Here is an 18,181-nt window from a genome sequence, read left to right as displayed (position 1 = left end):
TTCACGCGCGATGGTAGGGGTGATTGGCCAACATCGCGGCCGCGCGATACAGCTGTTCGGCCACCACCAGCCTGACCAGCATGTGTGGCAAGGTCAGCGGTCCGATCGACCATTTTTCATCGGCCAATGCGGACACTTCGGCAGAGTGGCCTTCCGGCCCACCGATAAGAAACGCCAGGTCCCTGCCCTGCCCGCGCCAGTGCTCCAGGCGCTGCGCCAGCTGCTCTGAACTGAGCTGCTTGCCCGGCACATCCAGCGCAACCACATAGGCATTTTTTGGCAGCGCGGCAATCACCCGCTTGCCCTCGTCATCGGTGGCGCGGCGCGCGTCACGCCCTTTGCCGCGCAGGCCCGGCTCGATCTCCACGAGATCAAACGGCAGCCAATGCGACAGACGTTTCTGATACTCGGCAAAGCCCTGCGCCACCCAACTGGGGGCACGTTCACCGGTCGCGATCAGGCGTGCTTTCATCCTGGCTCCTCATAACGTCCAACGGCGCCATCGGCGCCGTCAGAGTGCAACGTCAACGCGGCAGGACCGCTCAGACTTCGTCTTCAATCTCGTCGCGCGAAGACGGCTGGTCACCGACCGTCCACAGGCGCTCGAGCGCATATAGCTCGCGCATGCGCGGCAGCATGACGTGGACGACGACGTCGCCCAGGTCCACCAGCACCCATTCGGCTTCGCGCTCGCCCTCGGTGCCCAGCGGCATCTGGTCGATCTTCTTGGCGAAGCGCACGACTTCTTCGGCGATGGATTTGACGTGGCGCGAGGACGTGCCCGACGCGATCACGAAATAATCGGCGACGCTGGACTTGCCACGCACGTCGATGGTCACCACGTCCTTGGCCTTCAGCTCTTCCGTGGCTTCCATGACACAGGCCAGCAGCTGCTCCACGGAGGGCGGCGGGCTGGGCAGATCGACCTTGATGGTCTGGGGTTGGGACTGGGTTTCGGGCTGGTTGCTCAAAGCGGGTCGACTCGATAAACGTAAGGGGGATTATACGGCCACAGCGGCAGCGTGCCATTCATGGCGATGTTCAGCCGGCAGTACGGTACAGGCCATTGGCGGCGATGTAATCGGCCACGGCCGGCGGCATCAGATCGCGCCCTGCCCCGCCACGGGCAATCTGGGCCCGCACCGTGCTGGCCGACTCGCCGCGCAGGGGCTGACGCAGGCGCAGTACCCGACCGGCTGCGGCAGCTGCCAAGTCCTGGCCCCGATCGGTCCAGCGTCCCTGCAACGCTTGGCCGAGCTCGCCGGCCACCACCTCCGGCAGCGGACTGCCAGGGCGTTCGGCCACGATGAAATGGGCCAGGTCCAGCAGCTCGCGCCATCGGTGCCACGTGGCCAGCGACAACAGGCTGTCGGCCCCCAGCAGCCACGCCAGCGGGCACTCCGGGCCGACCTCGGCGCGCAGGCCGGACAGCGTATCGAACGTATAGGAGGGCACGCCCGGCGTGCGCGCGGCGCGCTCCAGTTCCAACCGGTCCAGCTGCAACCCGGGTTCGTCGGCCAGCGCCAATTGCAGCATCTCGCATCGCTGGACGGCCGTGGCGCCCGGCGCTGCGCGATGCGGAGGGTCCGCGGACGGCAGCAGGCGTACGGTGACCTGTAACTCGTCGCGCGCAGCGCGGGCAATGGCCAGATGACCCAGGTGAACCGGGTCGAACGTGCCGCCGTAATAAAGGCGCAGGCCCTTCGCCATCGGTCAGGCCCGGGCGAGCAGACGCACCGCACGCGCCTCGGACACGGCCACCAGCAGACGCTCCAGCGCGAGCCAGGCATCGCCGTCGGCGCGCCCCTTTGCGATACGGTCGACCAGGCCCGCTTCAGCCACGAACCGCTCCCACCGCTTGGCCTCGGGATGGCGCTGGAGCGCACGCTTGTAGGGCGCCTGCCGCGATTCCCAGATTCCGCGGGATTTCATCTCCGCCGCCAGGTTGCCACCGCGTGCCTGCACCTGTGCCAGGCCCGCCCCCGCCAGCAGCTCACGGATGACGATCGGCATCAGCGCCGCCACCGCTTCACCCTCCGCACGCAGGCCAGCGACCATGCGCAGCACAGCCTTTGGCTGGCCGGAGAACGTGGACTCCACCAACCGGAACACGTCGTAGCGGGCCGCGTCGGCGACCAGCGCATCCATCTTTTCAACATCCAGCACGTCGCCACCGTCCACCAGCAGCGCCAGCTTGTCGATTTCCTGGGCCGCAGCCAACAGGTTGCCTTCCACGCGCTCGGCCAGTCGCTGCACCGCCTGCGGATCCGCACGCAGGCCCTTGCTGCGCAGCCGGCGCTCGATCCAGTCGGGCAGCTCGTGCGGCTTGATCGCCCATGCCACGGAAATCACCCCGGCACGGCCCACGGCATCGGCCCACTTGCCCTGGTGGGATTTGCTCCACTCGTTGGTGGTGATCAACAGCACCACGTCCGGCGGTGGGGACGCGCAGAAATCACTGATGACCTGCCCGCCCTCCTTGCCCGGCTTGCCGTTGGGCAAGCGCACTTCGATCAACCTTCTCGCACTGAACAGGCTGGGCGCATTGAAGCCCGCCTCCAGCCTGCCCCAATCGAAATCGCGGCCATCGGCGTCGAACACTTCACGTTCGCTGATGCCCTCGGCCCGTGCGCGGCTGCGTACGGCGTCGGCGGCTTCCAGCACGCGCAGGGTCTCCGGCCCGGCGACCAGGTAGACCGGCGCCAGCGGCTGCCCGCCAGCGGCACTGGCCAACTGCTCCGGGCGCAGTTCCATGCCGGGGCCGGCTCAGTCCTGCACCGGCCGGGTGGCCGGTTCGGGTGCGGGCTTGGCCGTCGGCACGGTGGTCTGGATGGCCGGCACGCCCGCCGACGCGGGACCGGCCGGAACCACCACGCCATCCACCGGCGCGGACAGGCTGCGGCCTTCGCGCAGTTCATTACGCACCACGCTGTCGATGCGGCGGATGATCGACGCCGACATCTCGCGGCGCAGTTCGTCAGCCAGGATCTCACGCTCGGTCGTGGTACCGGTGGCGTCGGTTGGCGGCGACACGTAGTCCCGCGACAATTCGATCACCTGCTGCGGCACCAGTTCGCTGCCATCTTCGCGGCGGAAGATGAAGATCACCGCGTAGCGCAGGCTGTACTCCTGGGCACGGCCCTGCGCGTCGATCGCGATGGGCAGGTCGCCCCAGCGCTCGGACAGGACCTGCAGCTGTGCAGCCGGTGCCTTGGAATCCTCGTCGGCCAGCTCGGCGCCCGATGCCAGCAGGCTGCGGCGCAGCAGCTTGGCCAGTTCGCTGTAGGGCGCGCTGGAGACGACCTTCACCGCCGCCGTATCGGCCGGCAGCATCAGCTTGTTGCGCATGTGGAAACCGCAACCGGCCAGGCCGAGGGCAAAGAGAAGCGCGAGCAGGATTCGGGTCATGGGCACAGTCTGTAGTAGCCGGGCAGTTGCGGCAACATAGCCTGCCCGATGATGCGTGAATGGGGATTGATATTCTGCCGTCGGAACGCGCGGTGACGACCCAGGGCCGCCACCGCCCGTCCCGCGATCAGCCGACCACGATGTTCACGATCTTGCCGGGCACGATGATGATCTTGCGCACGGTAAAGCCGTCCATGAACTTGGCCGCGTTCGGTTCGGCCAGTGCCAGTGCCTCGATCTGCTCACGCGCCGCCTCGGCGGCCACCTCGATCGTGCCACGCAGCTTGCCGTTCACCTGCACCGCCAGGGTCAGCGCGTCGCGGACCAGCGCCGCCGGATCGGCCTGCGGGAAGACCTGGTCTTCCAGCAGCGTCTCACCGTGGCCCAGCACCTGCCACAGCGCATGGCTGGCATGCGGGGTGATCGGATTGAGCATCAGCACGATGGCCTGCAGCGCCTCGTGGCGTACCGCACGGCCCTGCACGCTGCTGTCGTCGAACTTCGCCAGGGCGTTCATCAGCTCCATCACCGCCGCAATCGCGGTGTTGAAGCTGTGGCGGCGCCCGTAGTCGTCACCGACCTTGCCGATGGTCTCGTGGGTCTTGCGACGCAGCGCTTTCTGCCCGGCGTCCAGCGCCGCCACGTCCAGCGCGGCCGCAGCGCCTTCGCCGGCATGCTTGTGCACCTGTACCCACAGACGGCGCAGGAAGCGGGCCATGCCATCCACGCCGGCCTCGTTCCACTCCAGCGACTGTTCCGGCGGCGCGGCGAACATGGAGAACAGACGCACCGTATCGGCGCCGTACTTGCCGACCATGGTCTGCGGGTCCACGCCGTTGTTCTTCGACTTGGACATCTTTTCGGTGCCGCCGATCTCCACCGGCAAGCCGTCGGCGATCAGCGTGGCGCCGGTGATGCGGCCGCGGTCGTCGCGCACCACCGCCACGTCCGCCGGGTTGATCCAGTCCTTGCTGCCGTCCGGGTTCGGGCGGAAGTAGGTCTCGGCGATGACCATGCCCTGGCACAGCAGGTTCTGCGCCGGCTCGTTGCTGTCCACCATCCGCGCGTCACGCAACAGCTTGTGATAGAAGCGGAAATACATCAGGTGCAGGATCGCGTGCTCGATGCCGCCGATGTACTGGTCCACCGGCAACCAGTAATTGCCACGCTTGTCGACCGCGTCGCGCGCGCCGGGCGAGGTGTAACGCGCGTAGTACCAGCTCGATTCCATGAAGGTATCGAAGGTATCGGTCTCGCGCTCGGCGGCGGCGCCGCACTCCGGGCAGGTGGTCTTGCGCCATTCCGGATCGGTCTTGATCGGCGAACCGGTGCCGGCGAAGGCGACGTTTTCAGGCAGCACGACCGGCAGCTGTTCTTCCGGCACCGGTACCGCACCGCACTTTTCGCAGTAGATCACCGGAATCGGGCAGCCCCAGTAGCGCTGGCGGCTCACGCCCCAGTCGCGCAGGCGGTAGTTGACCCGACGCTGGCCCTGCGCCTTGCGCTCGAAACGCTCGGCCAGTGCCTCGAACGCGCCCTGGAAATCCAGGCCATCGAACTCGGCGGAGTTGACCAGCTCGGTCTCACGGGTCTTGTCGCTGTACCAGTCCTGCCAGCGGGCGGAATCGTAGGCGCCCTCGTCCTTGCGCGGTGCCTTCAGCGCGATGACCTGGCGGATCGGCAGCGCGTACTTGTTGGCGAACTCATTGTCGCGCTGGTCATGGCCGGGGACGGCCATCACCGCACCGGTGCCGTAGCCCATCAGCACGAAGTTGGCGACCCACACCGGGACCTCTTCACCGGTGACCGGATGGACAGCCTTCAGGCCCGTGTCCATGCCCCGCTTTTCCTGGGTTTCCAGCTCCGCTTCGGACACACCGCCCTGCTTCAGGCCGCCCAGCAGCTCGGCCAGCGCCGGATTGGTCTTCGCCGCGTGCAGGGCCAGCGGATGCTCGGCGGCGATCGACACAAAGGTCACGCCCATCACCGTGTCCGGACGGGTGGTGAACACCCGCAGCGGGTCCAGCGTGCTGCCGTCCACATCGCGCACCGCGAACTGGATTTCCAGACCTTCGGACCGGCCGATCCAGTTGCGCTGCATGGTCTTGACCGATTCCGGCCAGCCCGGCAGCTCGTCCAGGCCGTCCAGCAGCTCCTGGGCGTAATCGGTGATGCGCAGGAACCACTGGGGGATCTCGCGCTTTTCAACCAGCGCGCCGGAACGCCAGCCGCGCCCATCGATGACCTGCTCGTTGGCCAGCACGGTGTGATCCACCGGATCCCAGTTCACCACCGCGTTGCGACGGTACGCCAGGCCCTTGCGCATCAGGCGGGTGAACATGCGCTGCTCGTGGACGTAGTACTCCGGGCGGCAGGTGGCGAACTCGCGCGACCAGTCGATCGCATAGCCCAGCGATTTCAGCTGGGTGCGCATGTGATCGATGTTCTTGTAGGTCCACTTGGCCGGTGCGGTCTTGTTCTTGATCGCGGCGTTCTCGGCCGGCAGGCCGAAAGCGTCCCAGCCCATCGGCTGCAACACGTTGTGCCCGGTCATCCGCTTGTAGCGGCTGATCACGTCACCGATGGTGTAGTTGCGCACATGGCCCATGTGCAGCGCCCCGGACGGGTACGGCAGCATAGACAGGCAGAAGTACTTCGGCTTCTCCGAGGTCTCGTTGACTTCGAAGGCACGGGTGCCGTCCCAGTACTGCTGGGCGGCGGATTCAACCTGCTGCGGATCGTAGGCGTTTGGTTCGACGCTGGTCATGGAACACACAAGTGCGGCGGCAAAGCGGCACAGGGTACCGCAGTGCGGCAAAAGCCTCCAATCAGCGGCGCAGCGCCTCCGCCGCCTGCCCGGGAAGCCTTCAGCGGCGGGGGGGTGCGGCGACCGGGGTGCAGCGGGTGGAGGCGATCTGGCGCGGACGGTGCTGGCCATGCACCCGCTCCCGCCAGGCCTGGTCGGCCAGCGCGGCGGAGTCAGCGTGCATCCAGCCGGAGACCGCTTTGTGGCGCCCGTCGCCGGTGGTGATGTTGGCCCTGCAGACGAAGGCCTCCGCATGGGCCACCTGGACCAGTTGCGGGATGGCCACGGCCATGACCAGCAACTGCAGTGAATGACGGAACTTCATGGGTCGCCCTCCTGCGGTGATGCAGGCAGGATGGCCACCCAGGCCCATTCACGACATCAGACAAGTACGAAAATCCGCGTCTGCGGCGAGCAACCGCTTCATCGGTGGGGCGACGACCTGCCCATCATCGGGAGGGCCAGGCCCAGCCATATCGCCCAAGCGAGGAAGGTGACGCGTTGTGCGATCGGCGCCGGCACCAGGCCCTGCAGGGCAAACGCACTCACACCGGCGACCAGGCCGCATGACAGGGCCAGCCGCGCCAGCGGCGGCAGGGTCTTCCAGCTGCCGATGCCCAGCATCAGCGTGCCGGCGATGAAAGCCAGCGCCCAGACCATCCACGCACTGGCATGGGCCTGGCTCGCCGGTCCATCCAGGTCCGCCACATCCAGCGGCAGCAGGCCCATGCCGGTAAACGCCATGCCGGCCAGCACCAGCAGTTGGCCCGCAACCCGCTGCACCCAGTGGCTGCCCACCGGCAGACGCAGCAGCAGGTAAACCGCTACGGCCACCGCCAGCAAGCCCGGCACCGCCCAGCCAAGCACGTTGAAGGCCAGTGCATGGGGCATTCCCCCAGCGCCGAGCAAGGCCACCGGATGGCGGGCCTGCACATACCCGTCCAGCGCTGCGCCGAAGCCGACCACGGCGAGGATGAAGATCGCGGCGGCGATGGCGCCCAGCGGGTTTTCGATACGTCGCGGCGAGTGCAGGGGCATTGATGCAGGCTCCAGAAGACAATGCGCAATTGTGGGCCATTGCGGCGCAGGCGGGTTGCGTCAGGCGTGGGGCGTCACCATAGAATCGTTTTCCCGCCGTAGATCCAGAGCTTCCATGAGCGAACTGCCGAACGTATTCGACGCCATCACCGAAACCTTCGAAACCGAAGTACTGCAGAAATCGCTGCAGACGCCGGTGCTGGTCGACTTCTGGGCACCGTGGTGCGAACCCTGCAAGACGCTGGGCCCGCTGCTGGAGAAGCTGGCCGCCGAATACAACGGCGCCTTCCAGCTGGCCAAGGTGGACGTGGACAAGGAGCAGCAGATCGCAGCGGCGTTCCAGATCCGCTCGGTACCGACCGTCTTCCTGGTCAAGGGCGGGCAACTGGTTGACGGTTTCCCGGGTGCGGTGCCCGAAGGCCAGCTGCGCGAATTCCTGGCCCAGCATGGCATCAGCCCGGCCGAGCCCGTGCCCGAAACGGAGCCGGAACCTCTGGATCCGCAGGCACAGGTCGATGTGCTGCGCGCGCAGATTGCCGCTGAACCCGGCAATGAAGCGCTGAAGCTGGACCTTGCCGTGGCCCTGCTGCAGATCGGCGGCGTGGACGAAGCACGCGGCCTGATCGATGGCCTGCCCGCCAACCTGGCTACCGATGACCGTGCCGTGCGCGCCCGCGCGCGCCTGACATTCGCCACCGCGCTGAAGGACGCCCCCGCCGCCGAGACACTTGATGCGCGGATCGCCGCGGACGATGCAGATCTGGCGGCGCGGCATCTGCGCGGCGTGCAGCATCTGTTGGCCGGTGAGGACCAGGCCGCGCTGGACCAGTTCCTGGCCATGCTGCGCCTCGATCGTACCTACGATGACGGACTGCCGCGCAAGGCATTGATCGACGCGTTCAATGTCATTGAAGACCCCGCTCTGGTCAGCCAGTACCGCCGGAAGATGGCGGCGCTGCTGTTCTAATGCTGAATGCGTTAAGAATCTGACGCAGGACGTAGCGCGATACTGCGGACGCTGGGGTGACTGCACGCCAGCGATCACGGCGGGAACGACCACCGACCATCGGGTCGTGCGGCGGCTCCGCCGATCTTCCGGGGGGAGGATCGCGTGGCACCTGTCGATGGCCAAGCACCTGATGCACCGGATGTCGCCCACCGGGCTGCGCTGCGGTGGCCGTTGCGCCTGCTGCTGGTCGTGCTGGCCGGACTGCTGGCTGGGGCGGCAAGCTACGGTCCCTGGTTGCAGCCACTGGACACGGCGATCTACGACCGGCTGACGCGCCACTGGCGCGCCAGCGCGGACGCGAGCGTCCTGCTCATCGCGATCGATCCCGCCAGCCTGCGGAAGATCGGTCCGTGGCCATGGCCGCGGACCGTCCACGCGCGGCTGTTGGACCGGCTTACCGACGCGGGTGCACGTCGCATCGTCCTTGACCTGCCGCTGCAGGAGCCCGATCCGCAGCCGGGTGCCGATGCCGACCTTGCGGCCGCGATCCGGCGCAATGGCCATGTCGTACTGCCGGTACTGACCACGTGGCCCCATACGGCCGCGCTGCGCGAAGATCAGTGGCCGATTCCGGTGTTCAGCGCCGGCGCCGCGGCGTTGGGCCACGCCATGGCGCACCCCGATCGCGACAGCGTAGTGCGTGATGTGTCACTGCAGCAGGGCGTCGGCGCACCGTACTGGCCAGCGCTTGGCGTGGCACTGGTCGCTCCGGACCCCCGTGTCATCGACCGGCATGCCGCCACGGTCCGCCCCCGACTGGTGGGTCCGCCCGGCACATTGGCACGCGTCTCCTATGATGATGTGCTCAGCGGCCGCATCGCGCCCTCTCGTCTGCAGGGCCGCAGGATACTGATCGGACTGACAACGCCGCCCCTGGCCGCCGGGCCAGGCATGCACAGCCCACTGCCACCGGCCATGAGCGAGATCGAGTTCCAGGGCAACCTCGCTTCGGCGCTGCTGCAGCAGCAGACCGTGCTCGTGCCGCCAAGGCGCTGGCATGGTGCCGCGACGGCCTTGTTGGTGGCGGTCAGCGTGCTCGCCTTGGCCAGTGGCGGTGCCATCGCCCGCACGGCAGCGGTAGCCGGGCCGCTGGTACCCCTGCTGATCGCAGCGGCGATGCTGCGTGCAGCTCACGTCTGGTGGGCACCGGCGACCGCGCTGGCGTGCATCTCGGTCGCAGGGGTGGCATGGGCAGCGTGGCGGATCGTGGCGCGGCACCCGTCGGGCATGGACCCGGCGACCGGCCTCGCCGGAAGATCGCGATTCGACCAGGCGCTGGGACACGCCTGCGCAGCGGCGCATGCCGCCCAGCGCCCGCTCTCGCTCATGCTGGTGGAGGTCGCAGGCGTCGACGACCCGCCCAATGATCGCCAATTGGAGTGCCTGGCGAGGGGCATCAGCGCCCATGCGCGGCGCCCGCGCGACACGGCCGCCCGCCTCGGCGCCGGCACGTTCGCCCTGATCCTGCCGGATACGCCCTGCAGCGGCGCCACGCAGGTCGCGGAAGCACTTCTCAGCGATCTGCACGGCGTGCAGCCCGAGCACGGCATGACCCCTGCGTCGCGCATCGTCCGTATCGGCATCCACTGCCGGGTGCCCAGCGCGGAAGGGGTCGCCCCCGCTGTCCTCGCCGACGCCCAGAACGCACTCCAGCAGGCCAAGGCGGATCCGCGCCTTCCCAGCGCCATCTCCAGCACCGGCTGAGTCCGTCCACGCACCGTCTGATGACGTGACTGCCTCTTGTCGCTCAGCGGGAAAATGCCGACGGTCGAGGCTCACCCCGACGCCGCGAGCTGCCCATGACGTTTTCCAGTCTTCCGCTGACCCTTGCGTTGATGCAGGCCACCAGCCCTTCCGCAGTCTCTCTGCCCACCGCGGATCCGCTCCAACCAGGCCATGCGATCGCGATACACCAACTGCATTACCGCAAGCTCTACGAGGAAAAGCCGTTTCCGGACGCACGCCTCGTCCATTACGACAACGGCATGTACCGCATCACCTCCGAGGGTGAAGACCACTGGGGCGTCTACGTGCTGCAGGGCGCGTTCGACGACCAGACGTTCACCGTCCGCTACATCTCATTGCCCTCTCCGGACTGGGGACACCGCACCGCGTTCCATCAACTCACCTTCGTCCAGGACAGCGGCACGGCGGGCTTCTTCATACAGGACGCGATCACCGACAAAGGGGAGGCGATCCCCCAGCAGAACGGAACGTACACCTGGCGCCTGCCGCACCCGCCGCAGCCCTGATGACAGGCAGGCCTTTTCCATACGCATGCGCATGGTTAGACTGGACGCCCCCCGCCCCGGTGTGCGTCTCGATGAAAGCCAGCCTGTTCCGCCACGGCATCAACCTGTGGCCCCCCTTCCTGTTCGCCGGCATCCATGTGCGTCACATTGCGGCCGATTACCGCGACATCACCGTCGAGCTGCGCATGCGCCCGTGGAACCGTAATTATGTCGGCACCCATTTTGGCGGCAGCCTGTTCGCGATGACCGATCCGTTCTGGATGCTGGGGCTGATGAACAACCTGGGTCGCGACTACTACGTATGGGATCGCGCGGGCGCAATCGAGTTCCTCAAACCCGGCCGCGGCACGGTCAGCGCAACGTTCCACATCGACGAGGCCATGCTTGCCGAGATCCGCCAGGCCGCCGCCGATGGCAGCAAGCAGTTGCGCTGGTACAGCAACGATGTGATCGACGCCAACGGCGACGTGGTCGCACGCGTGCGCAAGCAGGTCTACATCCGGCTCAAGCCGCAGGCAAGGCGGGCGGGCTGAGTCGAATTCCCGATCCACATTGGCTTTTCGCATATCGGGAAGCAACGCACAACCGCGCATTTCCTTGCCGGTGATGATGTCCACGAGTCGCACTTTTCGGCGCGGCCGGCGACACATCAAGGAGATCCCGCATGTCCGACTCGATGACAACCCGGCGCGGTGCGCTGAAAGCGGCAGCCTGTGCGGCGGCTGCACTGCTGACCGCTTCCGCTTCCGCACGTGCACAGCAGCAACGCCGCCCCACGGTGGCCGACATCATGGGGCCGTTCTACCCCATCGTGCGCCCACTGGACGAGGATGCCGATCTCACCCGCGTGGCCGGCCAGCCCGGCGTTGCACAGGGACGCGTGCTGGACCTGCGCGGCAGGGTTCTCGATACCCTGGGTCACCCCGTCGCCGGTGCCCGCATTGAAGTGTGGCAGGCCAACACGCATGGCCGCTATGCCCATGCCAGCGATACGAACGTCACGGCCCCGCTGGACCCCGCATTCCAGGGCTTCGCGCGACAACGCACCGACACGGAGGGCCGCTTCCGGTTCCTGACGGTGATACCGGGCGCCTATCCGGTCCCCGACCCCGAATCTCCCTGGCTGCGCACGCGGCATATCCACTTCGACATCCGCGGCCAGCACGATCGGCTGGTGACCCAGATCTACTTCGCCGGCGAGCCACTCAACGATACGGACCGGCTCTATCAGGCGCTGACACCTGCAGAACGGGACACGGTCACCTTGGACCTGCGTCACGCCGTTGCCGGTGCCCCGGCTCCGCTGATCGGCGAATGGACCGTGGTGCTGGCCAGCGGCTAGGCCGGTATCTGACGCACACTGCGGGGTGCTGCGACGTCATCGCAGCGCCGTCCACGTCACCGTCACGGTTGGCACGACAGCCCCTGAGCAGCTGGATGTCGTTCGACCAAGACCGCGTGACCAATCAGCAGCGACCGCTACAATAAGCCGATGTCACTCCCTGCCCCCGAACTTGTCCCCCGCCCTTCCCTGCAGCGCCTGTTCCTGACCGGCCTGTTGACCCTGCTGCCGATCTGGCTCACGTGGGTCGTGGTGAAGTTCGTCTTCGTGCTGTTGTCGGGGATTTCCAGCCCCCTGGTGGTGCCGATGTCCGAGCGCATCGCTACGTGGTTCCCCAATTCACTGGGCTGGGTGCACGCCGAGTGGATCCAGAACGTGGTCGCCCTTGTCGCCACGCTGCTGGTGATTCTGGCGGTAGGTGTGCTGAGCCGCCGCGTAGTGGGACAGCGCCTGCTGCGCTGGGTCGGCGCGGTGATCAAGCGCATTCCCCTGGCCAGCATCATCTATGAAAGTGCCAAGAAGCTGCTCGATATGCTGCAGACCGAGCCGGGCACCACCCAGCGCGTAGTGCTGATCGATTTTCCGCACCGTGACATGAAGGCGGTGGGGCTGGTGACGCGGGTCATCCGCGAACAGGGCACGGGCCGCGAACTGGCCGCCGTGTATGTGCCAACCACGCCGAATCCGACCTCCGGTTATTTGGAGATCGTGCCGGTGGAACTGCTCACACCAACCGATTGGACCGTGGACCAGGCCATGAGCTTCATCATCTCCGGTGGCGCGGTAGCACCGGACACCGTGCCGTTCACCCGCGCGGGCGAACGCGGATGATGAGCGTGCGGCCGCTACAGGACCGTGCAGTCCTGCTCTTCATCGGGCTGGCCGCGTTCTTCTGTGCCAATGCGGTGCTGGCCGAGCTGATCGGGGTGAAGATCTTCGCCCTGGAAGACACACTCGGCATCGCACCGCTGAACTGGAACCTGTTCGGCCAGACCGGCTCGCTCAGCTTCACCGCCGGCACCCTGCTGTGGCCGGTGGTGTTCGTGATGACCGACATCATCAACGAGTTCTTCGGCAAGCGCGGCGTGCGCTTCATTTCGTGGCTGGCGGCAGTCCTGATCTGCTACGGCTTCTTGTTCGCCTATGCGGCGATCTCGCTGGCACCGGCCAGTTGGTGGATCGGCTCGATGAACGCGCAGGGCGTGCCGGACTACCAGGCCGCGTTTGCCGTGGTGTTCGGCCAGGGCATGTGGACCATCGCCGGCTCGCTGGTCGCGTTCCTGGTCGGCCAGCTGATCGACGTGGCGGTGTTCCACCGCATCCGCCGCGCCACCGGCGAACGTCATGTGTGGCTGCGGGCCACCGGATCGACCGCAGTGTCCCAGCTGATCGACAGCTTCGTGGTCGTCTGGATCGCCTTCGTGCTGGGGCCGCAACAGTGGCCGACCTCGCTGTTCTTGGCCGTGAGTACCGTGAATTATGTCTACAAAATGGGCTTCGCCATTGCGCTGATCCCCTTGCTGTACCTGGCACGGCATGCAATCACGCAGTACCTTGGCGCAGCGCGCGCGGAACAGCTGCGGGCCGACGCGGCAGCTGACTGAGCGACAACACGGCTCTTCCTGACTGCGCTCTCAACGCTGGCCGTATGCGTCTGGATCGTGCAAGCTCCACGATCTGTGTTCCACGGAAATGACCGATGCCCCAGCTTGCCCGCGCCCTGGCGGTCGCTCTTGCCTCGCTGATGTTGTTCAGCGCTGCGCCGCCGGCCGATGCCGCGAAGAAGAAAGCCACCCGCCCCGCTGCCGCGCAGACGCGGCAGGCCGCAAAACCCAAGGCAAAGCCGCGTGCGCGTCCCGCCGCTGCCGCTGCCGCCCGGCAACCGGCCGCGCAAGCCAGCAAGGCCGCCCAGCTGGAGCGGTTGTACGAGGAATACTGGGATGCGTCGATGCGGTTCAATCCGCTGCAGGCGACCTTCCAGGGCGAAACGCGCTACAACGCCGAGCTGCCCAACATCCTGTCAGCCACCTGGCGCCAGCAGTCGCATGACTTCACCACCCAATGGTTGGGCAAGGTGGAGAAGATCGGCAGCGCCGGCCTGCAGGGCCAGGACCTGCTCAGCTACGACATCTTCGTGCGCGACGCACGCGCCTCACTGGCCGCCGAACAGTACCCGTCGTGGATGCTGCCGATCAGCCAGTACTACAACCTCGGCAGCATCATGGCGATCCTGGGCGCCGGTGCCGGCGCGCAGCCGTTCAACACAGTCAAAGACTACGATGACTGGTCCAAGCGCTCGCTCGGCATTCCCGAGCTGTTCGACCAGGCCATCGCCAACATGCGCCAAGGCATGGCCGCCGGCGTGGTGCAGCCGCGCGAGTTGATGGAAAAAGTCCTGCCCCAGCTCGATGCAGTGATCAAGCCCACGGCCGAAGAGAGCATCTTCTGGACGCCGGTGCGGACCATGCCCGACAGCATTCCGGCCGACGAAAAAGCCCGTATCAGCGCGGAGTACAAGCGCATGATCGAGTACCGGATCATGCCGGCGTATCGCGCGCTGCGCGGTTTCATCGCCACCGAATACCTGCCCGCCTGCCGCGCCAGCGCCGGTATCGGCGCACTGCCCAACGGTGCGGCGTGGTATGCCGGCACGCTGCGCCAAGCAACCGCCACGGCACAGGATCCGGCGCAGCTGCATGCCTGGGGCGAGCAGCGGGTGCAGGCCCTGCATGCGCAGATCGCCACGGTGATGAAAGACAACAAGCTGCGTGGCAACGAGGCCAAACTGTTGCGCAGCATGCGCAGCGACAAACAGTTCCAGTACAACGACGCCAATGCGTTGCTGGGCCGCTATCGCCAGGTGCAGCAGCAGGTCACCGGTAAACTGCCTACGGTGCTGCAGACCCTGCCCAAAGCGACGCTGGAGATCCAGCCGGTGGAGCAGGAACGTGCCGCCACCGCAGCGGCCGCCTTTTACCAGCAGGGTGTGCCCGGTGCGCGCCCTGCCGTGTTGTACGTGAACACCAGCAGCCTGCCCACGCGACGCCGCTGGAGCGTGCCGATGCTGTATCTGCACGAGGCAGTCCCCGGCCATCACGTGCAGCTGGGGCTGCAGCAGGAAATCGAAAAACTGCCGCGGTTTCGCCGCCTCGGTGGTGATCTGGCCTTCATTGAAGGCTGGGGGCTGTATGCCGAGTCGCTGGGCGAGCCCTTGGGCCTGTACACCGATCCGTACGACCACATCGGCTACCTGCACGCGGCACTGACGCGCGCGGCGCGCGTCGTCGCCGATACCGGCATCCACGCGCAGGGCTGGAGCAAGAGGCAGGCCGTGGAGTATCTGGAAAAAAACACGGCGATGACCACCGAAGACGCCAATGCCGAGGTCGAGCGGATGATGGCGCAGCCGGGCCAGGCCTTGTCGAACGTACTGGGTGAGGCGAAGATCGTCGAACTGCGCGATCGTGCGCGGCAAGCGCAGGGAGCGGCCTTCGATATCCGCGCGTTCCATGCCGAACTGCTCAAGGATGGTTCAATGCCGCTGGACATCCTGGAACAGCGGATGATCCGCTGGATGGGACAGCCCGCGCGGTGAACGGACCAGGTCCCTTCCCTGCCGGGGAAGGGACCTGACCGCTGCTTGGCTCAGAAGTAGACGCCGACGTCGTCCTCCTCGGCCTGGTCGGGCAAGACGCACGCATTCCACTCGTCCTCCAGGTGCTGCACCTTCTGCAGCAGGTGCTCCAGTTCCTGCTGGCGGCGAAGGGTGCGTGCGGTGCCTTCCTCCCCGCCAAGGTTGAGGAGGAGCTGCGCCTTCATCTCGTCCTCAAGTTGCTCCACCTCCTGCATCACGCGCTCCAATTCCTGTTCGCAGCGAAGGGCGCGGGCGGCGGGGTCGCTGTGATCCAGGATCTGCGGGTCCTGCATCGGCGAGACATCCGTTTCGTCTGACCGAGTGTGCAGGACGGGCCACTCGTCGTCCCGCCCAAGGTCGGTCCAGAGCGTGCTGCCTTCGGCAACGTCCGCGTGCGGCGGGGCCTCGTCTTGGCGGTTCCGGTGGGACGGCGAATGCACAAGGAGTGCGTTCGCGTCGTCGTGGCGAGAGGACGCCTCGCTGCTTCGGGCATCGCGCTGTGGAGCGTTCGCGCCATGCAGCCATGAACTCTGACGCGGCAGCGACGTCTGGTGGGCGGGCTCCGGTTCCGGGCCGTCCATGCCATCGCCACCCCGGCCGGGCGCGTCTGCTGCCGTTGAACCGCTCCCGGCACGTCGCTCTACGTCCGGGGAAGCAACACTTGGCCCCTGCTCCGGCAGTGACGCTCCGTCGAAGTCCTTGGTCCGAACGCGTTGATCGGGCGCAGTCGCCACCTCGCCAGGCGCGTCGTCCGGGTCATAGGCGCGGACGGTTTCGTGCAGGTGGAACCCGAGACGGCGGCGTTCGGCTGCATCCTGTCGGAGCGCCGCGTTGGCCTGCCTGACGCGGTCAGCCCGGTACTTCGCCAACTCGAACCGCGGCATCGTCCCAAAGCACTGGTGTGGCTCGTCGTCCTCATCCTCGTCCTCATGCGACGCGGCCGATGGTTGATCGTTGGTCTGGTAGATCTCGGCCCGCTGTTCGAGCTCCTCGTCCAGCGGGCTTCCTTCAACGTCGAACGCGATGTCCTGCATCTCCGGCTGCGCCACCCGTCGCAGCAGGGTGGCCGGCTCCGGCGGAGCATCGACGGGGCCCGCTGATTTCGGATCGTCAGTCCCGCCGCCATCGCTGGGCGGTGCAACGCGTGCGGCCATGGGCAGTGACGCAGGCGTCGCACTGCAGGCCGGATCAACGGGCGCCGGGGTGCGAAGGAACGCGAGCATCTGCCTGACACTGACAGCGCGCGGTGAGACCACACCCCGCTCGGGATCATGGCCGCTGGCACCGGGAACTTCGCCTCGCCGCTGCAGATGCTCCACGAAGCATCTCCATTCACCGCGGTCGGTAACGAGCGGTGCGTCTGACCCGCCACGCGGGGGTGGGAGGAGTGCCACCCCGCCACAGGTGGGGGCGGCTGAAGGGCTCGTCACCCTGCCAGGCGAGGGCTGGTTGGCAACTGATATCAGCGCGCTCGGCGGCGACGGCGGCGGCGCAGTGGGCTTGATCGTCACTTGCCCGGCAAGGAACGCGGCGGTGTGCCTGAACAACGGTTCGGCGTTGGGTGTCGCGGTGGCTGTCACGGGGCTACTCGTTTGCGGATTGAGGAAGCCTCAGACTGCCCGCGACGCGCTGCGCGTACTTTCGCATTTCGTCCTTGCACACTGGCCAATCGCCCCGCGCTACGCCCTGTTCTGCGAACATGGCACGCCCTTACTCAGTGCACGCCCATGGCCCACGGTCTGCAAGGCATTCACCATGTCGCCCTCATCTGCAGCGACTACGCCCGCTCACGCGCGTTCTATGTCGACGTGCTCGGACTGACCGTCCTCGGCGAACATCACCGTGCCGCACGCGACTCCTGGAAGCTGGACCTGGCACTGCCCGACGGCGGCCAACTGGAACTGTTCTCCTTCCCCACGCCGCCGCCCCGCCCCAGTCGCCCGGAGGCCCAGGGACTGCGCCACCTGGCCTTCCGAGTGGACGCACTGGAGCCGTTCATTGCCCATCTGGCCCACCACGGCGTGGCCTGCGAGCCGATCCGCGTGGACGAGTACACCGGCAGGCGCTTCACGTTCTTCGCCGACCCGGATCACCTTCCGCTGGAACTCTACGAAGCCTGAGGCGGGCGTGTGGTCGATGAGGGGAAGCCTTGCACCATACCCACCCGGATGGGTATACAGTCAGCACACGTCGGCACCCATGCCGATCTCGAATCAATGCCCTGGGAGGGGACCATGCGCAAGACCTTCAAGACCCTGCTGCTGGCGCTGCCGCTTTGCCTGGCTGCGCTGTCGGCGAACGCCGCCGACTCTGCGGTGGGCCGCTGGAAAACCATCGACGACAAGACCGGCAAGGTGAAGTCGATCGTGGAAATCGCCCAGGCCAGCAATGGCACGCTGAGCGGCAAGGTGGTGGACATCCTGCATTCCGACAAGGGCCCCAATCCGGTCTGCAGCGACTGCAGCGGTGCCAACAAGGACAAACCGGTCAAGGGCATGACGATCCTGTGGAACCTGAAGTCCGATGGCGCGGGCAGCTGGTCCGGCGGCACCATCCTGGACCCGGCCAACGGGAAGACCTACAAATCCAAGATGAAGCTGCAGACCGGCGGCACCAAGCTGGATGTGTCCGGCTGTGTCGCCTTCATCTGCCGCGCGCAGACCTGGCAGCGCGAATAAGCCCGACGGGGCCG

19 protein-coding genes are annotated in these 18,181 nt (G+C 66.8%); 10 read left to right on the top strand and 9 right to left on the bottom strand.

What is annotated here, in order from left to right:
• Nucleotide 1: 1 nt before the first annotated feature.
• The 8 genes from rlmH to IFT58_RS08380 form a co-directional block, all read right to left on the bottom strand.
• Nucleotides 2-472: a 23S rRNA (pseudouridine(1915)-N(3))-methyltransferase RlmH gene (rlmH, locus tag IFT58_RS08415; protein WP_192081874.1), complete on the bottom strand. Its 471-nt coding sequence runs from the start codon at nucleotides 470-472 to the stop codon at nucleotides 2-4.
• Between the two features lie 70 nt (nucleotides 473-542).
• Complete coding sequence (gene rsfS, locus IFT58_RS08410; protein WP_188326652.1) at nucleotides 543-971, bottom strand: ribosome silencing factor; 429 nt, start codon at nucleotides 969-971, stop codon at nucleotides 543-545.
• A gap of 70 nt (nucleotides 972-1,041) precedes the next feature.
• The gene (gene nadD / locus IFT58_RS08405; protein WP_192094457.1) at nucleotides 1,042-1,710 is read right to left on the bottom strand and encodes a nicotinate-nucleotide adenylyltransferase; all 669 of its coding nucleotides are present in this window, start codon (nucleotides 1,708-1,710) and stop codon (nucleotides 1,042-1,044) included.
• Nucleotides 1,711-1,713: 3 nt separating this feature from the next.
• A complete protein-coding gene (gene holA, locus IFT58_RS08400; protein ID WP_192081876.1) occupies nucleotides 1,714-2,754 on the bottom strand; it encodes a DNA polymerase III subunit delta in 1,041 nt (346 codons plus the stop codon).
• Between the two features lie 12 nt (nucleotides 2,755-2,766).
• The gene (lptE, locus tag IFT58_RS08395) at nucleotides 2,767-3,408 is read right to left on the bottom strand and encodes an LPS assembly lipoprotein LptE (RefSeq protein WP_192094456.1); all 642 of its coding nucleotides are present in this window, start codon (nucleotides 3,406-3,408) and stop codon (nucleotides 2,767-2,769) included.
• Nucleotides 3,409-3,535: 127 nt separating this feature from the next.
• Nucleotides 3,536-6,175 carry a leucine--tRNA ligase gene (gene leuS / locus IFT58_RS08390; RefSeq protein WP_192094455.1) on the bottom strand — a complete coding sequence of 880 codons (2,640 nt, stop codon included), beginning with the start codon at nucleotides 6,173-6,175 and terminating at the stop codon, nucleotides 3,536-3,538.
• A gap of 100 nt (nucleotides 6,176-6,275) precedes the next feature.
• The gene (locus IFT58_RS08385) at nucleotides 6,276-6,539 is read right to left on the bottom strand and encodes a hypothetical protein (protein ID WP_192094454.1); all 264 of its coding nucleotides are present in this window, start codon (nucleotides 6,537-6,539) and stop codon (nucleotides 6,276-6,278) included.
• Between the two features lie 98 nt (nucleotides 6,540-6,637).
• The gene (locus IFT58_RS08380; protein ID WP_192081880.1) at nucleotides 6,638-7,252 is read right to left on the bottom strand and encodes a DUF998 domain-containing protein; all 615 of its coding nucleotides are present in this window, start codon (nucleotides 7,250-7,252) and stop codon (nucleotides 6,638-6,640) included.
• A gap of 115 nt (nucleotides 7,253-7,367) precedes the next feature.
• On the opposite strand from IFT58_RS08380, the gene trxA reads away from it, so the two are divergent.
• The 8 genes from trxA (at nucleotide 7,368) to IFT58_RS08340 (ending at nucleotide 15,450) form a co-directional block, all read left to right on the top strand.
• Entirely contained in the window at nucleotides 7,368-8,219 is an 852-nt protein-coding gene (trxA, locus tag IFT58_RS08375) for a thioredoxin (protein ID WP_192081881.1), read from the top strand.
• A gap of 144 nt (nucleotides 8,220-8,363) precedes the next feature.
• Nucleotides 8,364-9,965 (top strand): CHASE2 domain-containing protein, encoded by a 1,602-nt coding sequence (locus IFT58_RS08370; protein ID WP_192094453.1) that lies wholly within the window; start codon nucleotides 8,364-8,366, stop codon nucleotides 9,963-9,965.
• A gap of 95 nt (nucleotides 9,966-10,060) precedes the next feature.
• Nucleotides 10,061-10,513, top strand: coding sequence for a hypothetical protein (locus IFT58_RS08365; protein WP_192094452.1), 453 nt, complete (start codon nucleotides 10,061-10,063; stop codon nucleotides 10,511-10,513).
• Between the two features lie 71 nt (nucleotides 10,514-10,584).
• Nucleotides 10,585-11,046 carry a DUF4442 domain-containing protein gene (locus tag IFT58_RS08360; RefSeq protein ID WP_192094451.1) on the top strand — a complete coding sequence of 154 codons (462 nt, stop codon included), beginning with the start codon at nucleotides 10,585-10,587 and terminating at the stop codon, nucleotides 11,044-11,046.
• A gap of 131 nt (nucleotides 11,047-11,177) precedes the next feature.
• The gene (locus tag IFT58_RS08355) at nucleotides 11,178-11,855 is read left to right on the top strand and encodes a twin-arginine translocation signal domain-containing protein (RefSeq protein ID WP_192094450.1); all 678 of its coding nucleotides are present in this window, start codon (nucleotides 11,178-11,180) and stop codon (nucleotides 11,853-11,855) included.
• A 150-nt stretch (nucleotides 11,856-12,005) separates the two neighbouring features.
• Entirely contained in the window at nucleotides 12,006-12,686 is a 681-nt protein-coding gene (locus tag IFT58_RS08350) for a DUF502 domain-containing protein (RefSeq protein ID WP_192094449.1), read from the top strand.
• Nucleotides 12,683-13,459, top strand: a complete 777-nt coding sequence (locus tag IFT58_RS08345) for a queuosine precursor transporter (protein ID WP_192094448.1) — start codon at nucleotides 12,683-12,685, stop codon at nucleotides 13,457-13,459. The genes IFT58_RS08350 and IFT58_RS08345 overlap by 4 nt, the downstream gene beginning before the upstream one ends.
• Before the next feature lie 95 nt (nucleotides 13,460-13,554).
• Complete coding sequence (locus IFT58_RS08340; protein WP_192094447.1) at nucleotides 13,555-15,450, top strand: DUF885 family protein; 1,896 nt, start codon at nucleotides 13,555-13,557, stop codon at nucleotides 15,448-15,450.
• Nucleotides 15,451-15,500: 50 nt separating this feature from the next.
• On the opposite strand, the gene IFT58_RS08335 is transcribed toward IFT58_RS08340, so the two are convergent.
• Complete coding sequence (locus tag IFT58_RS08335; protein ID WP_192094446.1) at nucleotides 15,501-16,808, bottom strand: hypothetical protein; 1,308 nt, start codon at nucleotides 16,806-16,808, stop codon at nucleotides 15,501-15,503.
• Nucleotides 16,809-17,216: 408 nt separating this feature from the next.
• Here IFT58_RS08335 and IFT58_RS08330 point away from each other — a divergent pair, with 408 nt between their 5' ends.
• Together IFT58_RS08330 and IFT58_RS08325 are read left to right on the top strand one after the other, a co-directional pair.
• Nucleotides 17,217-17,609: a VOC family protein gene (locus tag IFT58_RS08330; RefSeq protein ID WP_192081890.1), complete on the top strand. Its 393-nt coding sequence runs from the start codon at nucleotides 17,217-17,219 to the stop codon at nucleotides 17,607-17,609.
• Between the two features lie 114 nt (nucleotides 17,610-17,723).
• Nucleotides 17,724-18,167: a DUF2147 domain-containing protein gene (locus IFT58_RS08325; RefSeq protein ID WP_192081891.1), complete on the top strand. Its 444-nt coding sequence runs from the start codon at nucleotides 17,724-17,726 to the stop codon at nucleotides 18,165-18,167.
• The last annotated feature ends 14 nt before the right edge of the window (nucleotides 18,168-18,181 follow it).

This window comes from Stenotrophomonas sp. CFBP 13718 (assembly GCF_014842145.1).
Taxonomy (GTDB): Bacteria; Pseudomonadota; Gammaproteobacteria; order Xanthomonadales; family Xanthomonadaceae; genus Stenotrophomonas.
The sequence above is the reverse complement of the archived record's forward strand: the minus strand, read 5'-3'. Positions and strand labels throughout refer to the sequence as shown.